General features: G+C 75.6%; 16 protein-coding genes. 7 read left to right on the forward strand and 9 right to left on the reverse strand.

The annotated features are described in order from the left end of the window. The first annotated feature begins 108 nt into the window (after window positions 1-108). The 3 genes from JKP76_RS15375 to JKP76_RS15385 all read left to right on the forward strand — a co-directional run bounded on the left by JKP76_RS15375 (window position 109) and on the right by JKP76_RS15385 (window position 5,222). Window positions 109-2,385: a diguanylate cyclase domain-containing protein gene (locus tag JKP76_RS15375; RefSeq protein WP_309229661.1), complete on the forward strand. Its 2,277-nt coding sequence runs from the start codon at window positions 109-111 to the stop codon at window positions 2,383-2,385. Between the two features lie 355 nt (window positions 2,386-2,740). Then, window positions 2,741-3,328, forward strand: coding sequence for an EamA family transporter (locus JKP76_RS15380; RefSeq protein ID WP_242471966.1), 588 nt, complete (start codon window positions 2,741-2,743; stop codon window positions 3,326-3,328). A gap of 46 nt (window positions 3,329-3,374) precedes the next feature. After that, window positions 3,375-5,222 (forward strand): EAL domain-containing protein, encoded by a 1,848-nt coding sequence (locus JKP76_RS15385; RefSeq protein ID WP_309229660.1) that lies wholly within the window; start codon window positions 3,375-3,377, stop codon window positions 5,220-5,222. Between the two features lie 7 nt (window positions 5,223-5,229). Here JKP76_RS15385 and JKP76_RS15390 read toward each other — a convergent pair whose 3' ends face one another. Both JKP76_RS15390 and JKP76_RS15395 read right to left on the reverse strand, forming a co-directional pair. After that, window positions 5,230-5,532: a DUF4873 domain-containing protein gene (locus tag JKP76_RS15390; protein ID WP_200491792.1), complete on the reverse strand. Its 303-nt coding sequence runs from the start codon at window positions 5,530-5,532 to the stop codon at window positions 5,230-5,232. Between the two features lie 25 nt (window positions 5,533-5,557). Further along, window positions 5,558-6,223, reverse strand: coding sequence for a TetR family transcriptional regulator (locus JKP76_RS15395; RefSeq protein ID WP_200491793.1), 666 nt, complete (start codon window positions 6,221-6,223; stop codon window positions 5,558-5,560). 62 nt (window positions 6,224-6,285) lie between these two features. On the opposite strand from JKP76_RS15395, the gene JKP76_RS15400 reads away from it, so the two are divergent. Next, complete coding sequence (locus tag JKP76_RS15400; protein ID WP_200491794.1) at window positions 6,286-7,221, forward strand: diiron oxygenase; 936 nt, start codon at window positions 6,286-6,288, stop codon at window positions 7,219-7,221. A 91-nt stretch (window positions 7,222-7,312) separates the two neighbouring features. On the opposite strand, the gene JKP76_RS15405 is transcribed toward JKP76_RS15400, so the two are convergent. The 5 genes from JKP76_RS15405 to JKP76_RS15425 all read right to left on the reverse strand — a co-directional run bounded on the left by JKP76_RS15405 (window position 7,313) and on the right by JKP76_RS15425 (window position 10,420). Next, window positions 7,313-8,107, reverse strand: a complete 795-nt coding sequence (locus JKP76_RS15405) for an RNA methyltransferase (RefSeq protein ID WP_200491795.1) — start codon at window positions 8,105-8,107, stop codon at window positions 7,313-7,315. Between the two features lie 165 nt (window positions 8,108-8,272). Beyond that, window positions 8,273-8,659: a 50S ribosomal protein L20 gene (gene rplT / locus JKP76_RS15410; RefSeq protein WP_200491796.1), complete on the reverse strand. Its 387-nt coding sequence runs from the start codon at window positions 8,657-8,659 to the stop codon at window positions 8,273-8,275. 44 nt (window positions 8,660-8,703) lie between these two features. Then, window positions 8,704-8,898, reverse strand: coding sequence for a 50S ribosomal protein L35 (rpmI, locus tag JKP76_RS15415; protein ID WP_040336545.1), 195 nt, complete (start codon window positions 8,896-8,898; stop codon window positions 8,704-8,706). Window positions 8,899-8,997: 99 nt separating this feature from the next. Beyond that, window positions 8,998-9,597, reverse strand: a complete 600-nt coding sequence (gene infC / locus JKP76_RS15420) for a translation initiation factor IF-3 (protein WP_200492578.1) — start codon at window positions 9,595-9,597, stop codon at window positions 8,998-9,000. 328 nt (window positions 9,598-9,925) lie between these two features. Then, a complete protein-coding gene (locus JKP76_RS15425) occupies window positions 9,926-10,420 on the reverse strand; it encodes a PH domain-containing protein (RefSeq protein ID WP_200491797.1) in 495 nt (164 codons plus the stop codon). Window positions 10,421-10,490: 70 nt separating this feature from the next. Between JKP76_RS15425 and JKP76_RS15430 the strand changes: the two genes are divergently transcribed. The 3 genes from JKP76_RS15430 to JKP76_RS15440 all read left to right on the forward strand — a co-directional run bounded on the left by JKP76_RS15430 (window position 10,491) and on the right by JKP76_RS15440 (window position 13,298). Next, a complete protein-coding gene (locus JKP76_RS15430) occupies window positions 10,491-11,537 on the forward strand; it encodes an MBL fold metallo-hydrolase (protein ID WP_200491798.1) in 1,047 nt (348 codons plus the stop codon). A 214-nt stretch (window positions 11,538-11,751) separates the two neighbouring features. Further along, window positions 11,752-12,132, forward strand: coding sequence for a uridine kinase (locus JKP76_RS21335; RefSeq protein ID WP_242471967.1), 381 nt, complete (start codon window positions 11,752-11,754; stop codon window positions 12,130-12,132). 47 nt (window positions 12,133-12,179) lie between these two features. Then, the gene (locus tag JKP76_RS15440; protein ID WP_200491799.1) at window positions 12,180-13,298 is read left to right on the forward strand and encodes a uroporphyrinogen-III synthase; all 1,119 of its coding nucleotides are present in this window, start codon (window positions 12,180-12,182) and stop codon (window positions 13,296-13,298) included. A 7-nt stretch (window positions 13,299-13,305) separates the two neighbouring features. Here JKP76_RS15440 and JKP76_RS15445 read toward each other — a convergent pair whose 3' ends face one another. Then, entirely contained in the window at window positions 13,306-13,881 is a 576-nt protein-coding gene (locus JKP76_RS15445; protein WP_200491800.1) for a GNAT family N-acetyltransferase, read from the reverse strand. Between the two features lie 124 nt (window positions 13,882-14,005). Next, window positions 14,006-15,382: an MFS transporter gene (locus JKP76_RS15450; RefSeq protein ID WP_200491801.1), complete on the reverse strand. Its 1,377-nt coding sequence runs from the start codon at window positions 15,380-15,382 to the stop codon at window positions 14,006-14,008. Window positions 15,383-15,469: the final 87 nt, after the last annotated feature.

The raw sequence follows: 15,469 nt of genomic DNA on the forward strand, positions 1-15,469 counted from the left end.
CGGAGAACCCCACGTCGCCGATCTGGGCCCAAGGGCGCGACCTGACCCCTCGGGGTGACCCGGGCCGGATCGGCTCTCCGCCGGGGGCCGACCGGCCGATGCGGGAGCGTGGACCTCATCCCGGAGCACTCCGACAGCGATCTCGCCGCGGCTCTGAGCGACGGCGGCGTGCGCAGCGTCTTCCAGCCGATCGTGGAGCTGGACACCGGCCGGGTGGTCGCGTACGAGGCGCTCGCCCGCGGCCCGCAGGGCCCGCTCGAGCGGCCCGACCGGCTGTTCGCCGCGGCCCGGGCGGCCGGCCGGCTGGCCGAGCTCGACGAGCTGTGCCGGGCGGCGGCGTTCCGGGGCGCGGTGGAGCAGGGCCTGCTGGCGCCGCTCACCGTCTTCGTCAACGTCGAGCCCGAGGTGCTCGACAGCGCGCCGCTGGACGACCTGCTGGCCATCGCCGAGCGCGCACCGCGCGACCTGCGGGTGGTCCTGGAGATCACCGAGCGCGCGCTCGCGGCCCGCCCGGCCGAGCTGCTGCGCACCGTCGAGCGGGTCCGCAGCCTGGGCTGGGGCGTGGCCGTCGACGACGTCGGCGCGGACTCCATGTCGCTGGCCTTCCTGCCGCTGCTCTCCCCCGACGTCATCAAGCTGGACCTGCGCCTCGTGCAGGACCGCCCCGGCCCGGCGGTCGCCGAGATCATGAACGCGGTCAACGCCCACGCCGAGCGCACCGGCGCGCTGGTGCTCGCCGAGGGCATCGAGAACGAGGCGCACCTGGCGACGGCCCGGGCGCTCGGGGCCACCCTCGGCCAGGGCTGGATGTTCGGCCGTCCCGGCCCGGGCGCCGCCCCCGGCCTGCCCACCGGCGAGCTCGCGGTCGCCACGGTTCCGAACGCCGCCCTCGTGGACATCTCGCCCTTCGGCTGCCTGCCCGCGAGTGTCCCCCTGCGCCGCTCGGTCAAGTCGCTGCTGATCGAGCTGAGCAAGCAGCTCGAGCGCGAGGCGATGCGGCTGGGCGACACCTGCGTCGTCGCCTCCACCTTCCAGGAGGCGCGGCACTTCACGCCGTCGACCATCCAGCGCTACCGCGACCTCGTCGAGCGCACCGGCTTCGTCTGCGCGCTGGGCGAGGACCTGCCCGTCGAGCCGCTGCCGGGCGTCCGCGGCGCCGCGCTGGACCCAGCCGACCCGGTCCGCGGCGAGTGGGACGTCGTCGTCCTCAGCCCGCACTTCAGCGCCGCGCTGCTGGCCCGCGACCTCGGCGACGACGGCCCCGACCTGGAGCGCACCTTCGAGTACGCGCTCACCTACGACCGCGCGACGGTCACCCGGGCCGCGCACGCACTGCTGACCCGCGTGGTCCCCCGGAGCACCGCCGCGCTGCCGGCCGCGCCGCAGCGCCCGGCGCTGCCGGTGCCCGCCCCGGGCGTGGCGCCGGACGGGCTGCGCACCGGGCCGGACGGCGACGCGCTGCTGCGCAGCGCCCTGTCGGCCACGACCAGCGGCGTCGCCATCGCCGACATGCGGCTGCCCGACCAGCCGCTGATCTACGTCAACGACGCCTTCGAGGCCCTCGCCGGGCTGTCCCGCGAGGAGGTGCTCGGCCGCAACTGCCGGTTCCTCCAGTCGCCGGACACCGACCCCGCCGCGGTCGCCCGCATCCGCGCGGCCATCGACCGGGGCGAGGAGTGCCGGGAGACCGTCCTCAACCTGCGCGGCCCGGACCGCGAGCCGTGGTGGAACGAGATCCACCTGGCGCCGGTGTTCGACGCCGACGGCGTGCTCGCCCAGTACATCGGCGTGCAGCACGACGTCACCGCCCGGGTGACCGCCGAGCGCGCGCTGCTGCAGGAGCGCGACCGCAACCGCGCCTTCCTCGCCCGCATCGAGGAGCTCGCCTACACCGATCCGCTCACCGGGCTGCCCAACCGGCGGCGGCTGGAGGAGCAGGTGGAGGCGGCGCTGTGGACCGCGCGCACCGGCTCGGACACCGTCGCGCTGCTCTTCGTCGACCTCAACGGCTTCAAGGCGGTCAACGACGACCTCGGCCACGCCGCCGGCGACGAGGTGCTGCAGACCGTCGCCCGCACGCTGCGCGGCCGGCTGCGCCGCGGGGACCTGCTGGCCCGGCTGGGTGGGGACGAGTTCCTCGTCGCGCTGCCCGGCCTGGACCCTCGCGAGGCCGCCGGCGAGGCGCGGCGGGTGGCCGACGACCTGGCCGCGGCCGTCGCCGTGCCGACCGAGGCCGGCGGCCGGGAGGTCCGCATCGGCGCGAGCGTCGGCGTGGCGGTCTACCCGGCCGACGGCGAGGAGTTCGACGCGCTGCTGCACCGCGCCGACATGGACATGTACGCGCAGAAGACCGCGCGGCGGGGCCGGCTGGTCCCCCAGCGCTGAGCCGTCGACGGGATCTGCACACTCGGGGGTACCAGCGCCTGGAAGGCCCCGAGTGTGCAGATCTCGCGGACGGCGCGGGGCGACGGTCCGGAGGCTGACGTGGCGGTGCAGCTCGCGCTGGGTTCCGCGCTCGTCTACGGGGCCAGCGACTTCTGCGGCGGCCTCGCCAGCCGGCGGGCGCCGGCCTACGCGGTGGTCGCGGCCTCCCAGCTCGCCGGCTTCGCCCTGCTGGTCGTGCTGCTGCCCGCGCTCGGCGGGAACCCGAGCGCCGCCGCCCTCGGCTGGGGGGCCGCCGCCGGCACGGCGGGCACCGCCGGCATGGTGCTCTTCTACCGGGCGCTGGGCCGTCGGCGTGATGAGCGTCGTCGCCCCGGTCACCGCGCTGGCCGGAGCCGCCGTGCCGGTGCTCGCCGGGCTCGCCCTGGGCGAGCGGGTCGGCGCGGCCGCCGCCGTCGGCATCGGCCTGGCGCTGGTCGCGGTGGTGCTGGTCGCCGCCGAGGGCGGGCCGCGCTCGCTGCGCGCCGTCAGCCTCGGCGCCTCCGCCCCCGCGCTCGCCGCCGGGGCGGGCTTCGGCGTCTTCTTCGTCCTCCTCGACCGCGCCCCGGCCGACGCCGGGCTCTGGCCGCTGGTCGGCGCCCGGGTGCTGTCGCTGGTCCTCGTGCTCGTCGTCGCCGTCTGCGCCGGCCGCTCGCTGCGCGTCCCCCGCGCCGGCCTGCCCGCGGTGCTGCTGGCGGGACTCGGCGACATGGCGGCCAACGCGCTGTTCCTGCTCGCCACCCAGCAGGACGGCCCGCTGGTCATCACCGCGGTGCTGGCCTCGCTCTACCCGGCGACGACGGTGCTGCTGGCCCAGCTGCTGCTGCGCGAGCGGCTGGTGCCCGCCCAGCTGGCCGGGGTGGGCGCGGCGGCCGCCGCCGTCGTCCTCATCGCGCTGCCGGGCTGAGCCTCCTCCCTTCGGGGCAGGACGGGTCGGCTCGGGTGTGGCGGCCGTGGTCGCGGGCCGATGGGACCAGGTGCTCCCCGACCTGCCCGCGCCCCTCGCCGCCGCCCTCGACCAGGTGCTCGACGGCGGCCTGCACAGCCTCTTCCAGCCGATCGTCGACCTCGACACCGACCGCGTCGTCGCCTACGAGGCGCTCGCCCGCGGGCCGGAGGGGCCGCTGGCCGCCCCCGACGCGATGTTCGCCGCGGCGCGGGCCGCCGGCCGGCTCGCCGAGCTCGACGGGGCCTGCCGGGCCGCGGCGTTCCGGGGCGCGGTCGACCAGGGCCTGCTGGCGCCGACGACGGTCTTCGTCAACGTCGAGCCCGAGGTCCTGGACACCGCGCCTCTGGCGGACCTGCTCGCGATCGCGGGCTCCGCGCCCGGCGAGCTGCGCGTGGTCCTCGAGGTCACCGAGCGCGCCCTCGCATCCCGCCCGGCCGAGCTGCTGCGCACGGTGGAGCGGGTGCGCCGGCTGGGCTGGGCCATCGCCCTGGACGACGTCGGCGCCGACCCGATGTCGCTGTCGTTCATGCCGCTGCTGCGCCCCGACGTGGTCAAGCTGGACCTGCGCCTGGTGCAGGGCCGCCCCGGCGCCGCCGTCGCCCGGATGATGAACGCGGTCAACGCCTACGCCGAGAGCACCGGCGCGCTGGTGCTGGCCGAGGGCATCGAGACCCCTGCGCACCTGGAGGCGGCGCTGTCGCTGGGCGCCGTCCTCGGGCAGGGCTGGTTCTTCGGCCGGCCGGCCGCGGGACGCGCCGCCGACCGCCCGGCCGGCGAGCTCGTGCTGCCCGCTCCCCAGGCCGGGACCCCGGTCGACGGCACCGACTCGCCGTTCGGCTGCCTGCCCGGCGGCACGCGGCTGCGGCGCTCGCCCAAGTCGCTGCTCGTCGAGCTCAGCAAGCAGCTCGAGCGCGAGGCCGTGGGAGTCGGCGAGACCTGCGTCGTCGCCGCCACCTTCCAGGAGGCCCGGCACGTCACGCCCTCCACCGAGCGCCGGTACGCCGAGCTGGCCGCCGCCACGGGGTTCGTGTGCGCCGTCGGGGAGGGGCTGGACGCCGAGCCGCTGCCCGGCATCCGCGGCGCCACCCTCGCCCCCTCCGACCCGGTCCGGGACGAGTGGGACGTCGTCGTCCTGGGGCCGCACTTCGCCGCGGCGCTGCTGGCCCGCGACCTCGGGTCGACCGGCCCGGACGCCGACCGGCAGTTCGAGTACGCGCTCACCTACGACCGGGCGACGGTCGTCGAGGCGGCCCGCGCGCTGCTCTCGCGGATCGCGCCCCGGCCGACCGTCCCTGCACCGGTCACCCTCCCGGCGACCGACCCGGCCATCCCGCAGCCGCGGACCCCGGCGAGCGAGCACCGGGCACACCTGGCCGAGCTCGCCGGCACCGATCCGGCGACCGGCCTGCCGGGCCGGGTGCGCACGCAGGAGGTCCTCGACGTCGCCGCGTGGAACGCGCGGACCGGCGGGGACGTGCTCGCCGTGCTCACCGTCGACCTCACCGGCGTCGGCGTGGTCGCCGAGCGGTTCGGCGAGCTGGCGGCCGACGACGTGCTGCGCGCCGCGGTCCACCGGCTGGGGCGCCGGCTGCGGCACGGCGACGTGCTCGGCCGGCTGGGCGCCACCCGCTTCGCCGTCGGCGTCCCGGGGCTGGCCCCGGCCACCGCGGCCCGGGAGGCCGCCCGCATCGCCGACGGGCTCGCCGACGCGCTGGGCACGCCGTTCGTCGTCGCGGGCGAGCAGCTCGTGCTGGGCGTGCGGGTCGGCTCGGCGCTGTGCCCGGACGACGCCGACGACGTGGCGGGCCTGCTCGGCATCGCGGCCGGCGGCGGGGGCGGCGTCCGGCGCTGAGCCGCGGTCAGACCCCGGCGGCGCCGTCGAGCAGCTCGACCGGGAACGGCGGCCGGTCCAGGCCGGTGACGCGGGTGTTCCCCCACGGATCGGTCTCGGTCGCCTCGGCGCGACCGCTGCCGTGCGGCGTCGTCAGCTCCAGGCGGGTGCGCGCGGGCAGCGTCAGCGCGATCCGGCCGGACCACACGACCGAGCCGGCGAGCGGGTCGAAGCGGGCGCCCAGGACGGCGCGCGCGGTCCGCGCGGGCTCGCCGTCGACGACGACGGTGACCTCGCCGTCGTAGCCCTCGGGCTCCTCGTGCTCGCTCATCGCTCCTCCTGGGTGGGTCGGTGGGTCAGCGCGTCGGGGGCAGCAGGGTGCCCAGCCCCCCGTGGGCGAGATCGGTCAGCTGGTCGACCAGCTGCGCGGCGGGGACGGTGCGCGCCGCCGACCACCAGTGCGCGGCCAGCTGGACCATCCCGACCACGCCGTAGGCCCAGGTGAGCGCGGCGTCGGGCGAGCGGCCCGCAACCGACAGCCGCTCCCCCATGAGCACGCCCAGCGACTCGGCGATCTCGCGCTCGGTGGCGGCCACCAGGTCGGCCCGTCCGGAGCGGCCGGCGTGCGCGTAGGCGAACCGGTAGAGCGCGGGCTCGTCCTCGATCAGGGCGACGAACGCGGCGATGACCGCGTGCAGCTGGGCCCGGTCGTCGGCCCGCTCCGCGGCGAGCTCGCCCATCAGCCGGGGCAGCAGGATCGCCTCGGAGATCCGGTTGAGGACGGCGTCGACCAGCTCGTCCTTGTCGCTGAAGTACCGGTAGATGACGGTCTTGGACACCCCGGCGCTGCGGGCGACGTCCTCGACCGCGAACTCGGGGCCGGCCAGCCGCACCGCCTCCACGGCGGCGGTGACCAGGTCCTCCCGGCGGGCGCGCCGGTGCTCGGTCCAGCGGGCACGGCGTCCGTCCGTCGGCGCCTCGGAGGCGGCGCCCGACGCGACGTCGAGCGCTGGGGGTTGCATGTGTTTCACCGTAACAGCTACCTTTCGGGACAGCCCCGCTCGACGTTCGAGGGAGACCGCTGATGACCGCCACCCTGCCCTCCGGCACCGCCGGCCACGAGTCCGCCACGCGCAAGGCGCCGGTCGACCGGCAGGCGCTCTCCGCGCGGCTGCTCGGCTCCGCGGCGAAGAAGTCCTACGACCCCGTCGTCGACATCGACTGGGACGCGCCCATCCCCGACTCCCTCTACGGCCTCTCGCCGGAGTGGTCCAGCCTCTACGGCACCCCGCTGTGGGAGGGGCTCAACGAGGAGCAGCGCGTCACGCTCACGATCCACGAGTACTGCTCCATCTCCGGCGTCGGCATCTGGTTCGAGTGCCTGCTGATGCAGCTCATCCTGCGCGATGTGTACGGCGACGACCCCGCCCAGCCGCACGTGCAGTGGGCGCTGACCGAGATCGCCGACGAGTGCCGCCATTCGGTGATGTTCGCCCGTACCGCGGAGACGTTCGGGGCGCCGTCCTACCAGCCGCCCGCGCGCATCCTGCGGCTCGGCAAGGCGTTCGCCGCGAAGGGCGGCGGGCCGGCGGCGTACGCGGCCATCCTCGTCGCCGAGGAGATCCTCGACATCTTCCAGCGCGACCTGATGAAGGACGACCGCGTCCAGCCGCTGACCCGGGCCACCAGCCAGATCCACGTCGTCGAGGAGGCCCGGCACATGCGCTTCGCGCGCGAGGAGGTCGCCCGGCGCACCCCCGAGCTCTCCCGGTGGCAGCTGCACCGGCACCGGACCGTCGTCGCGGCGGTGGCCGCGATCGTCGCGGAGAACCTGGTGCAGCCGGAGGTCTACGCCTCCGTCGGCCTGGACCCGGCGACGGCGAGGGCCGCGGCCCGGGCCAACGAGCACTACGCGGCCAAGCTGCGCGGGGCGTCGACCGGCCTGGTGGAGTTCCTCCGCGGCGTCGGCCTGATCGGCGGCTCGTCCGAGCGGCTCTGGAAGCGCGCCCAACTCCTCTAGGGACTTCCGGTACCGAAAGTCCCTCCTCGCCGCGAACTTTCGGTACCGGAAGTCCCTCCTCGCCCCGGACTTTCGGTACCGAAAGTCCCCGTCAGCGCTGGGCGAGCTGGGTCGTGTAGAGGCAGATCGCGGCGGCCGCGGCGAGGTTGAGGCTCTCGGCGCGGCCGCGCATCGGGATGCGCACCCGGGCGTCGACCAGCCCGGCGAGGTCGGCGGGGACGCCGCGGGCCTCGTTGCCGAACAGCCACAGCACCGGCCCGTCGAGCCCGCCGGCGTCCGCGGCCTCGTCGAGGGCGACCTCTCCCCCGCCGTCGGCGGCCAGCACGGTGCCGCCGGCGGCGCGCCAGGCGGGCAGGAACTCCGCCAGCGGGACCCCCCGGACGACGTCGACGTGGAACAGGCTGCCCGCGCTCGAGCGCACCGCCTTGCCGCCGTAGGGGTCCGCGGACCCCGCGCCGAACACCACCGCGCCGGCGCCGCACGCGTCCGCCGTCCGCAGCACCGTGCCGGCGTTGCCGGGGTCGGCCAACTCGGCCAGCGCCACGGCCAGCGCCGGCGGTGCGGCGAGGACGTCACCGGCGGGCACGTCGCGCAGCGCGCAGACGGCTACCAGGCCTTGCGGCGTGACCGTCTCGGACAGCCCGGCCGCGGCCTTGTCCGTCACCAGCCGGACGGGGACGGCGGTGGCGGCCAGCAGGTCGCGGTGCGCGGTGGCGGCGGCCTCGGTGGCGAAGACCTCGACGGCGCCGTCGGGGTCGGCGAGCGCCTCGGCGACGGCCTGCCGCCCCTCGGCCAGGAACAGCCCGGCGGCGTCGCGGCCGGCCCGCCGCACCAGCTTGCGCGCCGCGGCGACCCGCCCCGACCGCTCGGTCAGCAGCTCGCTCATCCCGACTCCTCCTCGCGCCCACATCGGCGATCTGGCGGCTTCCCCGCCCCCATGGCGCCCACATCGGCGATGTGGGGCCGATCGTGGGCGCGCAGACGACGGCGCCGCCGCGGGGAGGTCTCCCCACGGCGGCGCCGGTCAGCCCTCCGGACGGAGGGCCCGTGCTCAGGCGGCCTGACCGGTCGCCTGCGGGTTCGCGGCGAGCGCGGCGCGGGCGGACTCGACGAGCGAGGCGAAGGCCGCCGGCTCGTTGACGGCCAGCTCGGCCAGGACGCGGCGGTCCAGCTCGATGCCGGCCAGCTTCAGACCCTGCATGAACCGGTTGTAGGTCATGTCGTTCTGACGCGCCGCGGCGTTGATGCGGGTGATCCACAGCTTGCGGAAGTCGCCCTTGCGGACCTTGCGGTCGCGGTAGTTGTAGGTGGCCGAGTGGAGGATCTGCTCCTTGGCCTTGCGGTACAGCCGCGAACGCTGACCGCGGTAGCCGCTGGCCTGCTCGAGGACTGTGCGGCGCTTCTTCTGGGCGTTGACCGCCCGCTTCACGCGTGCCACGTGAGTGCTCCTGTCTTTCTAAAGGGTGAGGGGGGAGGGGGCGCTCAGAGGCCCAGGAGCTTCTTCATCCGCGGCGCGTCGGCCGGGGACAGGACGCCGATCCCGCTCACGCGGCGCTTGCGGCTCGAGGACTTGACCTCGAACTTGTGCTGGTTGTTCGTGTGCTCGCGCACCAGCTTCCCGGAGCCGGTCACGCGCACGCGCTTGGCCGTGCCCTTGTGGGTCTTCTGCTTCGGCATGTCCCTCGTCCTGTTCGTCTGGATGTCGGTGCGTGCGGCAGCACGGAGCTGCCGCACGCGCCGGCCGTCTTCGGTCGTGCGGTCGATCGAGGCGAGCGATCAGGCCTGTGCGGTCTGCTCGTCGTTCGCCTGGTCGGACGCCGAGGCCTTCTCCGCCTTCGCCGAGCGTCGCGCGGCGTCGGTGGCGGCCTGGTTCCGGTGCGGTGCGATCACCATGACCATGTTCCGTCCGTCCTGCTTGGGGTTGGACTCGACGACGCCCAGCTCGCTGACGTCGGCGGCCAGCCGCTGGAGCAGCCGGTAGCCCATCTCCGGTCGCGACTGCTCGCGCCCACGGAACATCACGGTGATCTTGACCTTGTCGCCGCCCTTGAGGAAGCGCTCGACGTGGCCCTTCTTGGTCTCGTAGTCGTGCGGGTCGATCTTGAGGCGCAGCCGCATCTCCTTGATGACGGTGAGCGCCTGGTTCCGCCGGGCCTCGCGGGCCTTCTGAGCGGACTCGTACTTGAACTTCCCGTAGTCCATCAGCTTGGCGACGGGCGGCCGGGCCATGGGAGCGACCTCGACGAGGTCGAGCTCCGAGTCCTGGGCCAGGCGCAGCGCTTCGCCGATCGACACGACGCCGACCTGCTCGCCCTCGGGTCCGACGAGACGGACCTCGGGGACGCGGATGCGGTCGTTGATGCGGGGCTCGGTGATGGCCTCTCCTCTGCTCTTGCCTGTGAGGAGCTCACCCGATCCGGTCCGGGATGTCGAAGGCCCCGTGAGCGTCTGCTCACGGGGCCCACTCACCGGGGTCCGCAGCCGTCCGGGGGACGGTTGCGGGACGCGAGCGCCGGCAGGGCCGGTCCTCGCGATCCGGGGACCTGGTCGCCTGGACGGCGTCAGGTGGGAGCGGGCTCCTCTTGGATCAACGGCCCGGGGTGGGGCCGCTGGTTGGTTCGCGCGCCTCGTGTAGCGGGGGGAGGCACGCCCAGTCTACAGCGTCGTGCCTCCGCCGGTCATTCCCGGGCTGCGCGCCCCGTCCTCAGTTGTCGTAGAGCAGCGGCGGGGGCACCGGGTCGGTGGCCCGGGCGGCGGCGTGCAGTGCCCGCATCCCCTCCACGGCGCGGACCGCGTACTCGCCGTCCGCGGCCTGCAGACCCCAGACCGAGACCTCGTCGCCGTTCTCCAGGGCCAGCGACCCCCAGGCCGACTTCCGCTCGAACCGGACCGCCCGGACCGCCTGCCACGGCAGCACGTGCTGCACGAACAGGTTGCGCACCCGCACCCCCGAGGCGTCGGCGTCGACGCGGGACCGGCCGAGCAGCAGCACACCCGCGGCCAGCAGCACGCCCAGCCCGGCGAGCGCGACCTGGTCGACGACGCCGTACTCGACGACGGTGTTCGTCGTCGACGGCAGGGTCAGCACGACCACGGCGGCGACGACGAGCACGGCTCCGGCGAGGACGGCGAGCAGCAGCCGCAGCCGGCGCGGGACGGCCGAGACCGCGGCCGGGGTGGCGGTGGTGGGGCCGGACATGCCCCCATGGTGACAGCAGGTGCGGCGGCCGTGACCGGCGCGGCGGTCGTGGCTGGCAGAGTGCCGGGGCGTGGAGATCTCCGGCACCGCCCAGCACGCCGCGTGGCAGGCCCGCGCCCTGCCCCCCGTCGAGCAGTTGCGCGACGACCTCTGGTCGATCCCGGTCCCCATCCCGCACAACCCGCTCCGCTACAACAGCATCTACGCCTTCGCCCTCGACGGCGGCGGGCTCGGGCTGATCGACACCGGCTGGGGCAGCGACGAGTCCTGGGACGCGCTCACCGCGGGGCTGGCGGCGATCGGCGGCGACGTCTCCGACGTCCGCGGCGCCCTGGTCACCCACCTGCACTTCGACCACCTGGGCCTGGCCGGCCGGGTCCGCGAGGCCAGCGGCGCGTGGATCGCCATGCACCCGGCCGACGCCGGCGTCGTCCGGGAGCTGACGACGGCGGGCGCGCAGCACGCCGTCGACACCGAGGTGGAGTTCCTCGTCGGGCTGGGCGCCGACCGCGACGAGGCGGTGTCCGACGTCGGCGCCGCCGAGAACTTCGGCGCCTGGACCAGCATGGCGGTGCCCGACCGGATGCTCGAGGACGGCGACCACGCCGACTTCCCCGGCTGGCGGCTGCGCGCGGTGCACACCCCCGGGCACACCCCGGGCCACCTGTGCTTCGCGGAGCAGGAGACCCGGCTGTTCTTCTCCGGCGACCACGTCCTGCCCCGGATCAGCCCGAACATCTCCACCAACGCGCGCGGCGGCGATCCGCTGCGCGACTTCCTGGACTCGCTGGCCGCCGTCCGGGACCTGGACCCGGCCGAGGTGCTCCCGGCGCACGAGTGGCGCTTCCGCGGGCTGGCCGACCGCGTCGACTCGCTGACCGCGCACCACGAGCACCGGCTCGCCGAACTGCTCGCCGCGATCGCCGCGCACCCGCACTCGACGCCGTGGCAGCTGGCCGCGCACCTCACCTGGTCGCGGCCGTGGGAGCAGTACGAGCGGCGGATGCGGATCTTCGCCGTCACCGAGACCGACGCGCACCTGCGGCTGCTGGCCAGCCGCGGGCTGGTGGTCGGCAGCAGCGGGCCGGTGCCCACGTGGACGATCGCCGCCCGCTGACCGCCGCCGGCCTGGCCGCCGACCTGCTCACCGCTCCCCCGCTGCTGGGGGCGACGCGGCTGGTCTGCGTCGACGGGCCGGCCGGGTCCGGCAAGACGACCCTGGCCGGCCGGCTGGCCGCGGAGCTGGGCGCGGCCGCCGAGCTGGTGCACATGGACGACCTCTACGCCGGCTGGACGCTGACCGTCGCGCCGTCGCCCGCCTCGAGGCGGGGGTGCTGCGACCGCTGGCCGCGGGCCGGCCCGGCGCCTACCACCGCTTCGACTGGCACGCCGGCCGGTTCGCCGCGGAGCCGGTGCCGGTGCGCCCGGCACAGGTGCTGGTCGTGGAGGGCTGCGGCAGTGCGCCCCGCCGGCTGGACCCGTGGACGACGCTGCGGGTGTGGGTCGAGGCCCCGGGTCCGCTGCGGCTGGAACGCGGGCTGGCGCGGGACGGCGCGGCGATGACCGACCACTGGCTCCGCTGGCTGGCCACCGAGGCGGCCGAGTTCGCGCGGGAGGACACCCGCCGGCGCGCGCACCTGCGGGTCGACGGGGCGCCGGCGACCCCGGTCCCGCCCGGGGTCTTCCTGCCCCTGCCCGACACACAGCGGTAACGCGGAGCACGCACGATGGGCCGACCGCCGGCCACGAGGGGGACGACGTGAGCGACACCGGTACCGAGCCGGACGCCGGGCTGCCGCTGGCCGGCTACACCGTGGCGGTGACCGCCGCCCGCCGCAAGGAGGAGCTCGGCGCCCTGCTGGACCGCCGCGGCGCCCGGGTGGTCTACGCACCGGCCATCCGCATCGTGCCGCTGTCCGACGACACCGAGCTCGTCGCGGCCACGCGCCGGGTGCTGGCCGAGCCGGTCGACCTGGTCGTGGCGACCACCGGCGTCGGGTTCCGCGGGTGGCTCGAGGCGGCCGACGCGTGGGACCTGCCCCTGGTCGAGCACCTGCGGGGCGCCCGGGTGATGGCCCGCGGCCCCAAGGCGCGCGGCGCGATCCGCGGGGGCGGGCTGGTCGACGCGTGGTCGCCGGAGTCGGAGTCCTCCGCCGAGGTGCTCAGCCACCTGCTCTCCGGCGCGGAGGGCCCGCTGGAGGGACGGCGGATCGCCGTCCAGCTGCACGGCGACCCGCTGCCCGACCTGGTCGAGGGGCTGCGGGCGACCGGCGCCGAGGTGCTCACCGTGCCTGTCTACCGCTGGGTGCTGCCCGAGGACGTCGGCCCGGTACGCCGCCTGGTGGCGTCGGTCGTCGCCGGCGCGGTGGACGCGGTCACCTTCACCAGTGCCCCGGCGGCCGCGAGCCTGCTCGCCGTCGCCGGGGAGCTGGGCCGGCGCGAGGAGCTGGTCGCGGCGCTGCGGGACCGGGTGCTGGCGGTCGCCGTCGGCGCGGTGACCGCCGGTCCGCTGGAGGCCGAGGGCATCCCCACCCGCCAGCCCGAGCGGGCCCGGCTCGGCGCGCTGGCCCGCGAGGTGGTCGCCCGGCTGCCCGAGCGGGACCCGGTGCTGCAGGTGGGCGCGCACACGCTGCAGGTGCGCGGGTACGCCGCCGTCGTCGACGGGCGGGTGGTGGAGCTCCCGCCGGGGCCGATGGGGGTGCTGCGCGCGCTGGCCCGCCGGCCGGGCGACGTCGTCCCCCGCGCCGAGCTGGTCGACTGCCTGCCCGGCGGTGGGGACGGCCACGCCGTGGAGATGGCCGTCGCCCGCCTGCGCGCCGCCCTCGGAGCGCCGCTGGTGACCACCGTGGTGAAGCGCGGCTACCGGCTCGCGGTCTGAGCCCGGGTCACCGCAGGTCCAGCCGCATGAGCACCCGCGGGAAGCCGTTGAGGACCGACGTCGTGTCCGCTGCCTTGGTGAAGCCGGCCCGCTCGAACAGCGCGCGGGTACCGACGTAGGCCATCGTCAGGTCGACCTTCGCGCCGTCGTTGTCGACGGGGTAGGCCTCGACCGCCGGCGCGCCCGAGGCCCGCGCGTACTCGACGGCGCCGGCGACGAGTGCGTGGCTGATGCCCTGTCCGCGGTGGCCGGGGCGCACCCGGACGCACCACAGCGCCCACACGTCGAGGTCGTCGACGTGCGGGATCCGGCGGTTGGTGGCGAAGCTCGTGTCCGCCCGCGGGTGGACCGCCGCCCAGCCGACCACCTCGTCGCCGTCGTAGGCCAGCACGCCGGGCCGCGGCTCCTCCCGCACCAGCTCGCGCACCCGCTCGCCCCGCGCCGGCCCCACCAGCGCCTGGTTCTCCTTGGAGCCGAGCAGCCGGTAGCTCAGGCACCAGCAGGCCTGCGCGTCCGGGCGCTTCGGCCCGACCATCGTCGCGACGTCGTCGAACTCGCTCGCCGGTCGCACCTCGATGCCCATGACCGGATCCTGGCACCGCCCACCAACAACCCTCCGCGAGATCTGCACACTCGTGGCTTCCAGCGGCTCGAGAGCCCCGAATGTGCAGATCTCGCGGTCGGACGGAGTGCGCGCCGCTCGCGGGTCAGACGGAGTGCGCGGCCTGCGGGCGCAGGTAGACCACCCAGGTGACGGCGACGCAGACGACGTAGAACGCGATGAACACGAGGTAGGCCGAGTCGCCGGTGCCGGTGGTCATGAACGACTGACGGAAGGCCAGGTTCACCAGCACCCCGCCGAAGGCGCCCACCGCGCCGGCGATGCCGATCAGCGCACCGGACATCCGCAGCGCGTGCCGGTCGGCCGCCTCCGGGTCACCGCCCTCGGCGACCCGCTGCAGCGCCTGCGAGCGGAAGATCGCCGGGATCATCTTGTAGGTCGAGCCGTTGCCCACGCCGCTGAGCACGAACAGCAGCACGAAGCCGACGACGAACAGCGGCAGCGAGCCCACCTGGCTGGCCGTCCACACGACGCCGGCGCCCAGCGCCATCGCGACGAACGTCGCGCAGGTGATCAGCGCGCCGCCGAACCGGTCGGCCAACGCGCCGCCGAGCGGCCGGATGAGCGAGCCCAGCAGCGGTCCGAGCCAGGTGAGCGACGCGGCGGCCAGCGGCGTGGCGAACGAGCCGGTGAACTGGTTCTGCAGCACCTGACCGAACGCGAACCCGAAGCCGATGAACGAGCCGAAGGTGCCGATGTAGAGGAACGACATGATCCAGGTGTGCGGCTCGCGGGTCGCCTCGCGCATGGCCCGCGGCTGGTTGCGCGCCGTCGTCAGGTTGTCCATGACCAGGGCCGCGCCGACGGCGGCCACGACGATCAGCGGGATGTAGAGGGCCAGGATCAGCCGGGGGTGCGCCGCGCCCGCCGTGGCGAGCACGAGCAGGCCGACCAGCTGGACGACGGGGACGCCGAGGTTGCCGCCGCCGGCGTTGAGGCCGAGCGCCCAGCCCTTGAGCCGGTCGGGGTAGAAGGCGTTGATGTTCGCCATGGAGCTCGCGAAGTTGCCCCCGCCCACGCCGGCGAGGCAGGCGACCAGCAGCAGGGTGCCGTAGGAGACGCCGGGTTCGAGGACGACGGCGGTGGCGATCGTCGGCACCAGCAGCAGGGCGGCGCTGACGATCGTCCAGTTCCGGCCGCCGAAGCGGGCGACGGCGAACGTGTAGGGCAGCCGCACGAAGGCGCCGAGCGCCGTCGGCAGGGTGGTGAGCAGGAACTTGCCGGCCGGGTCGATGCCGAACACCGGCTCGGGCAGGAAGAGCACCAGCACCGACCACAGGCTCCAGATGGAGAAGCCCACGTGCTCGCTGAAGACGGAGAAGAACAGGTTGCGGCGGGCCACGGCCTTGCCGGTGGACTCCCAGAACTGCGGGTCCTCGGGGCGCCAGTCGTCGATCCACCGCCCGCCCCGCGGCGGGGGTGCGGCGACGGCGGTCGGGCGGGGCTGGGTGGGTGCGGCCATGCCGGGAACCGTGCCGTCGCCCGGTTTCCCCGGCGTCGCCCCGCGGCTGTTCTTCTGTTCCGTTTCGCTCACCGGCGCTGCCCCGCT

The organism is Blastococcus sp. TML/C7B (genome assembly GCF_016612845.1).
Taxonomy (GTDB): Bacteria; Actinomycetota; Actinomycetes; order Mycobacteriales; family Geodermatophilaceae; genus Blastococcus.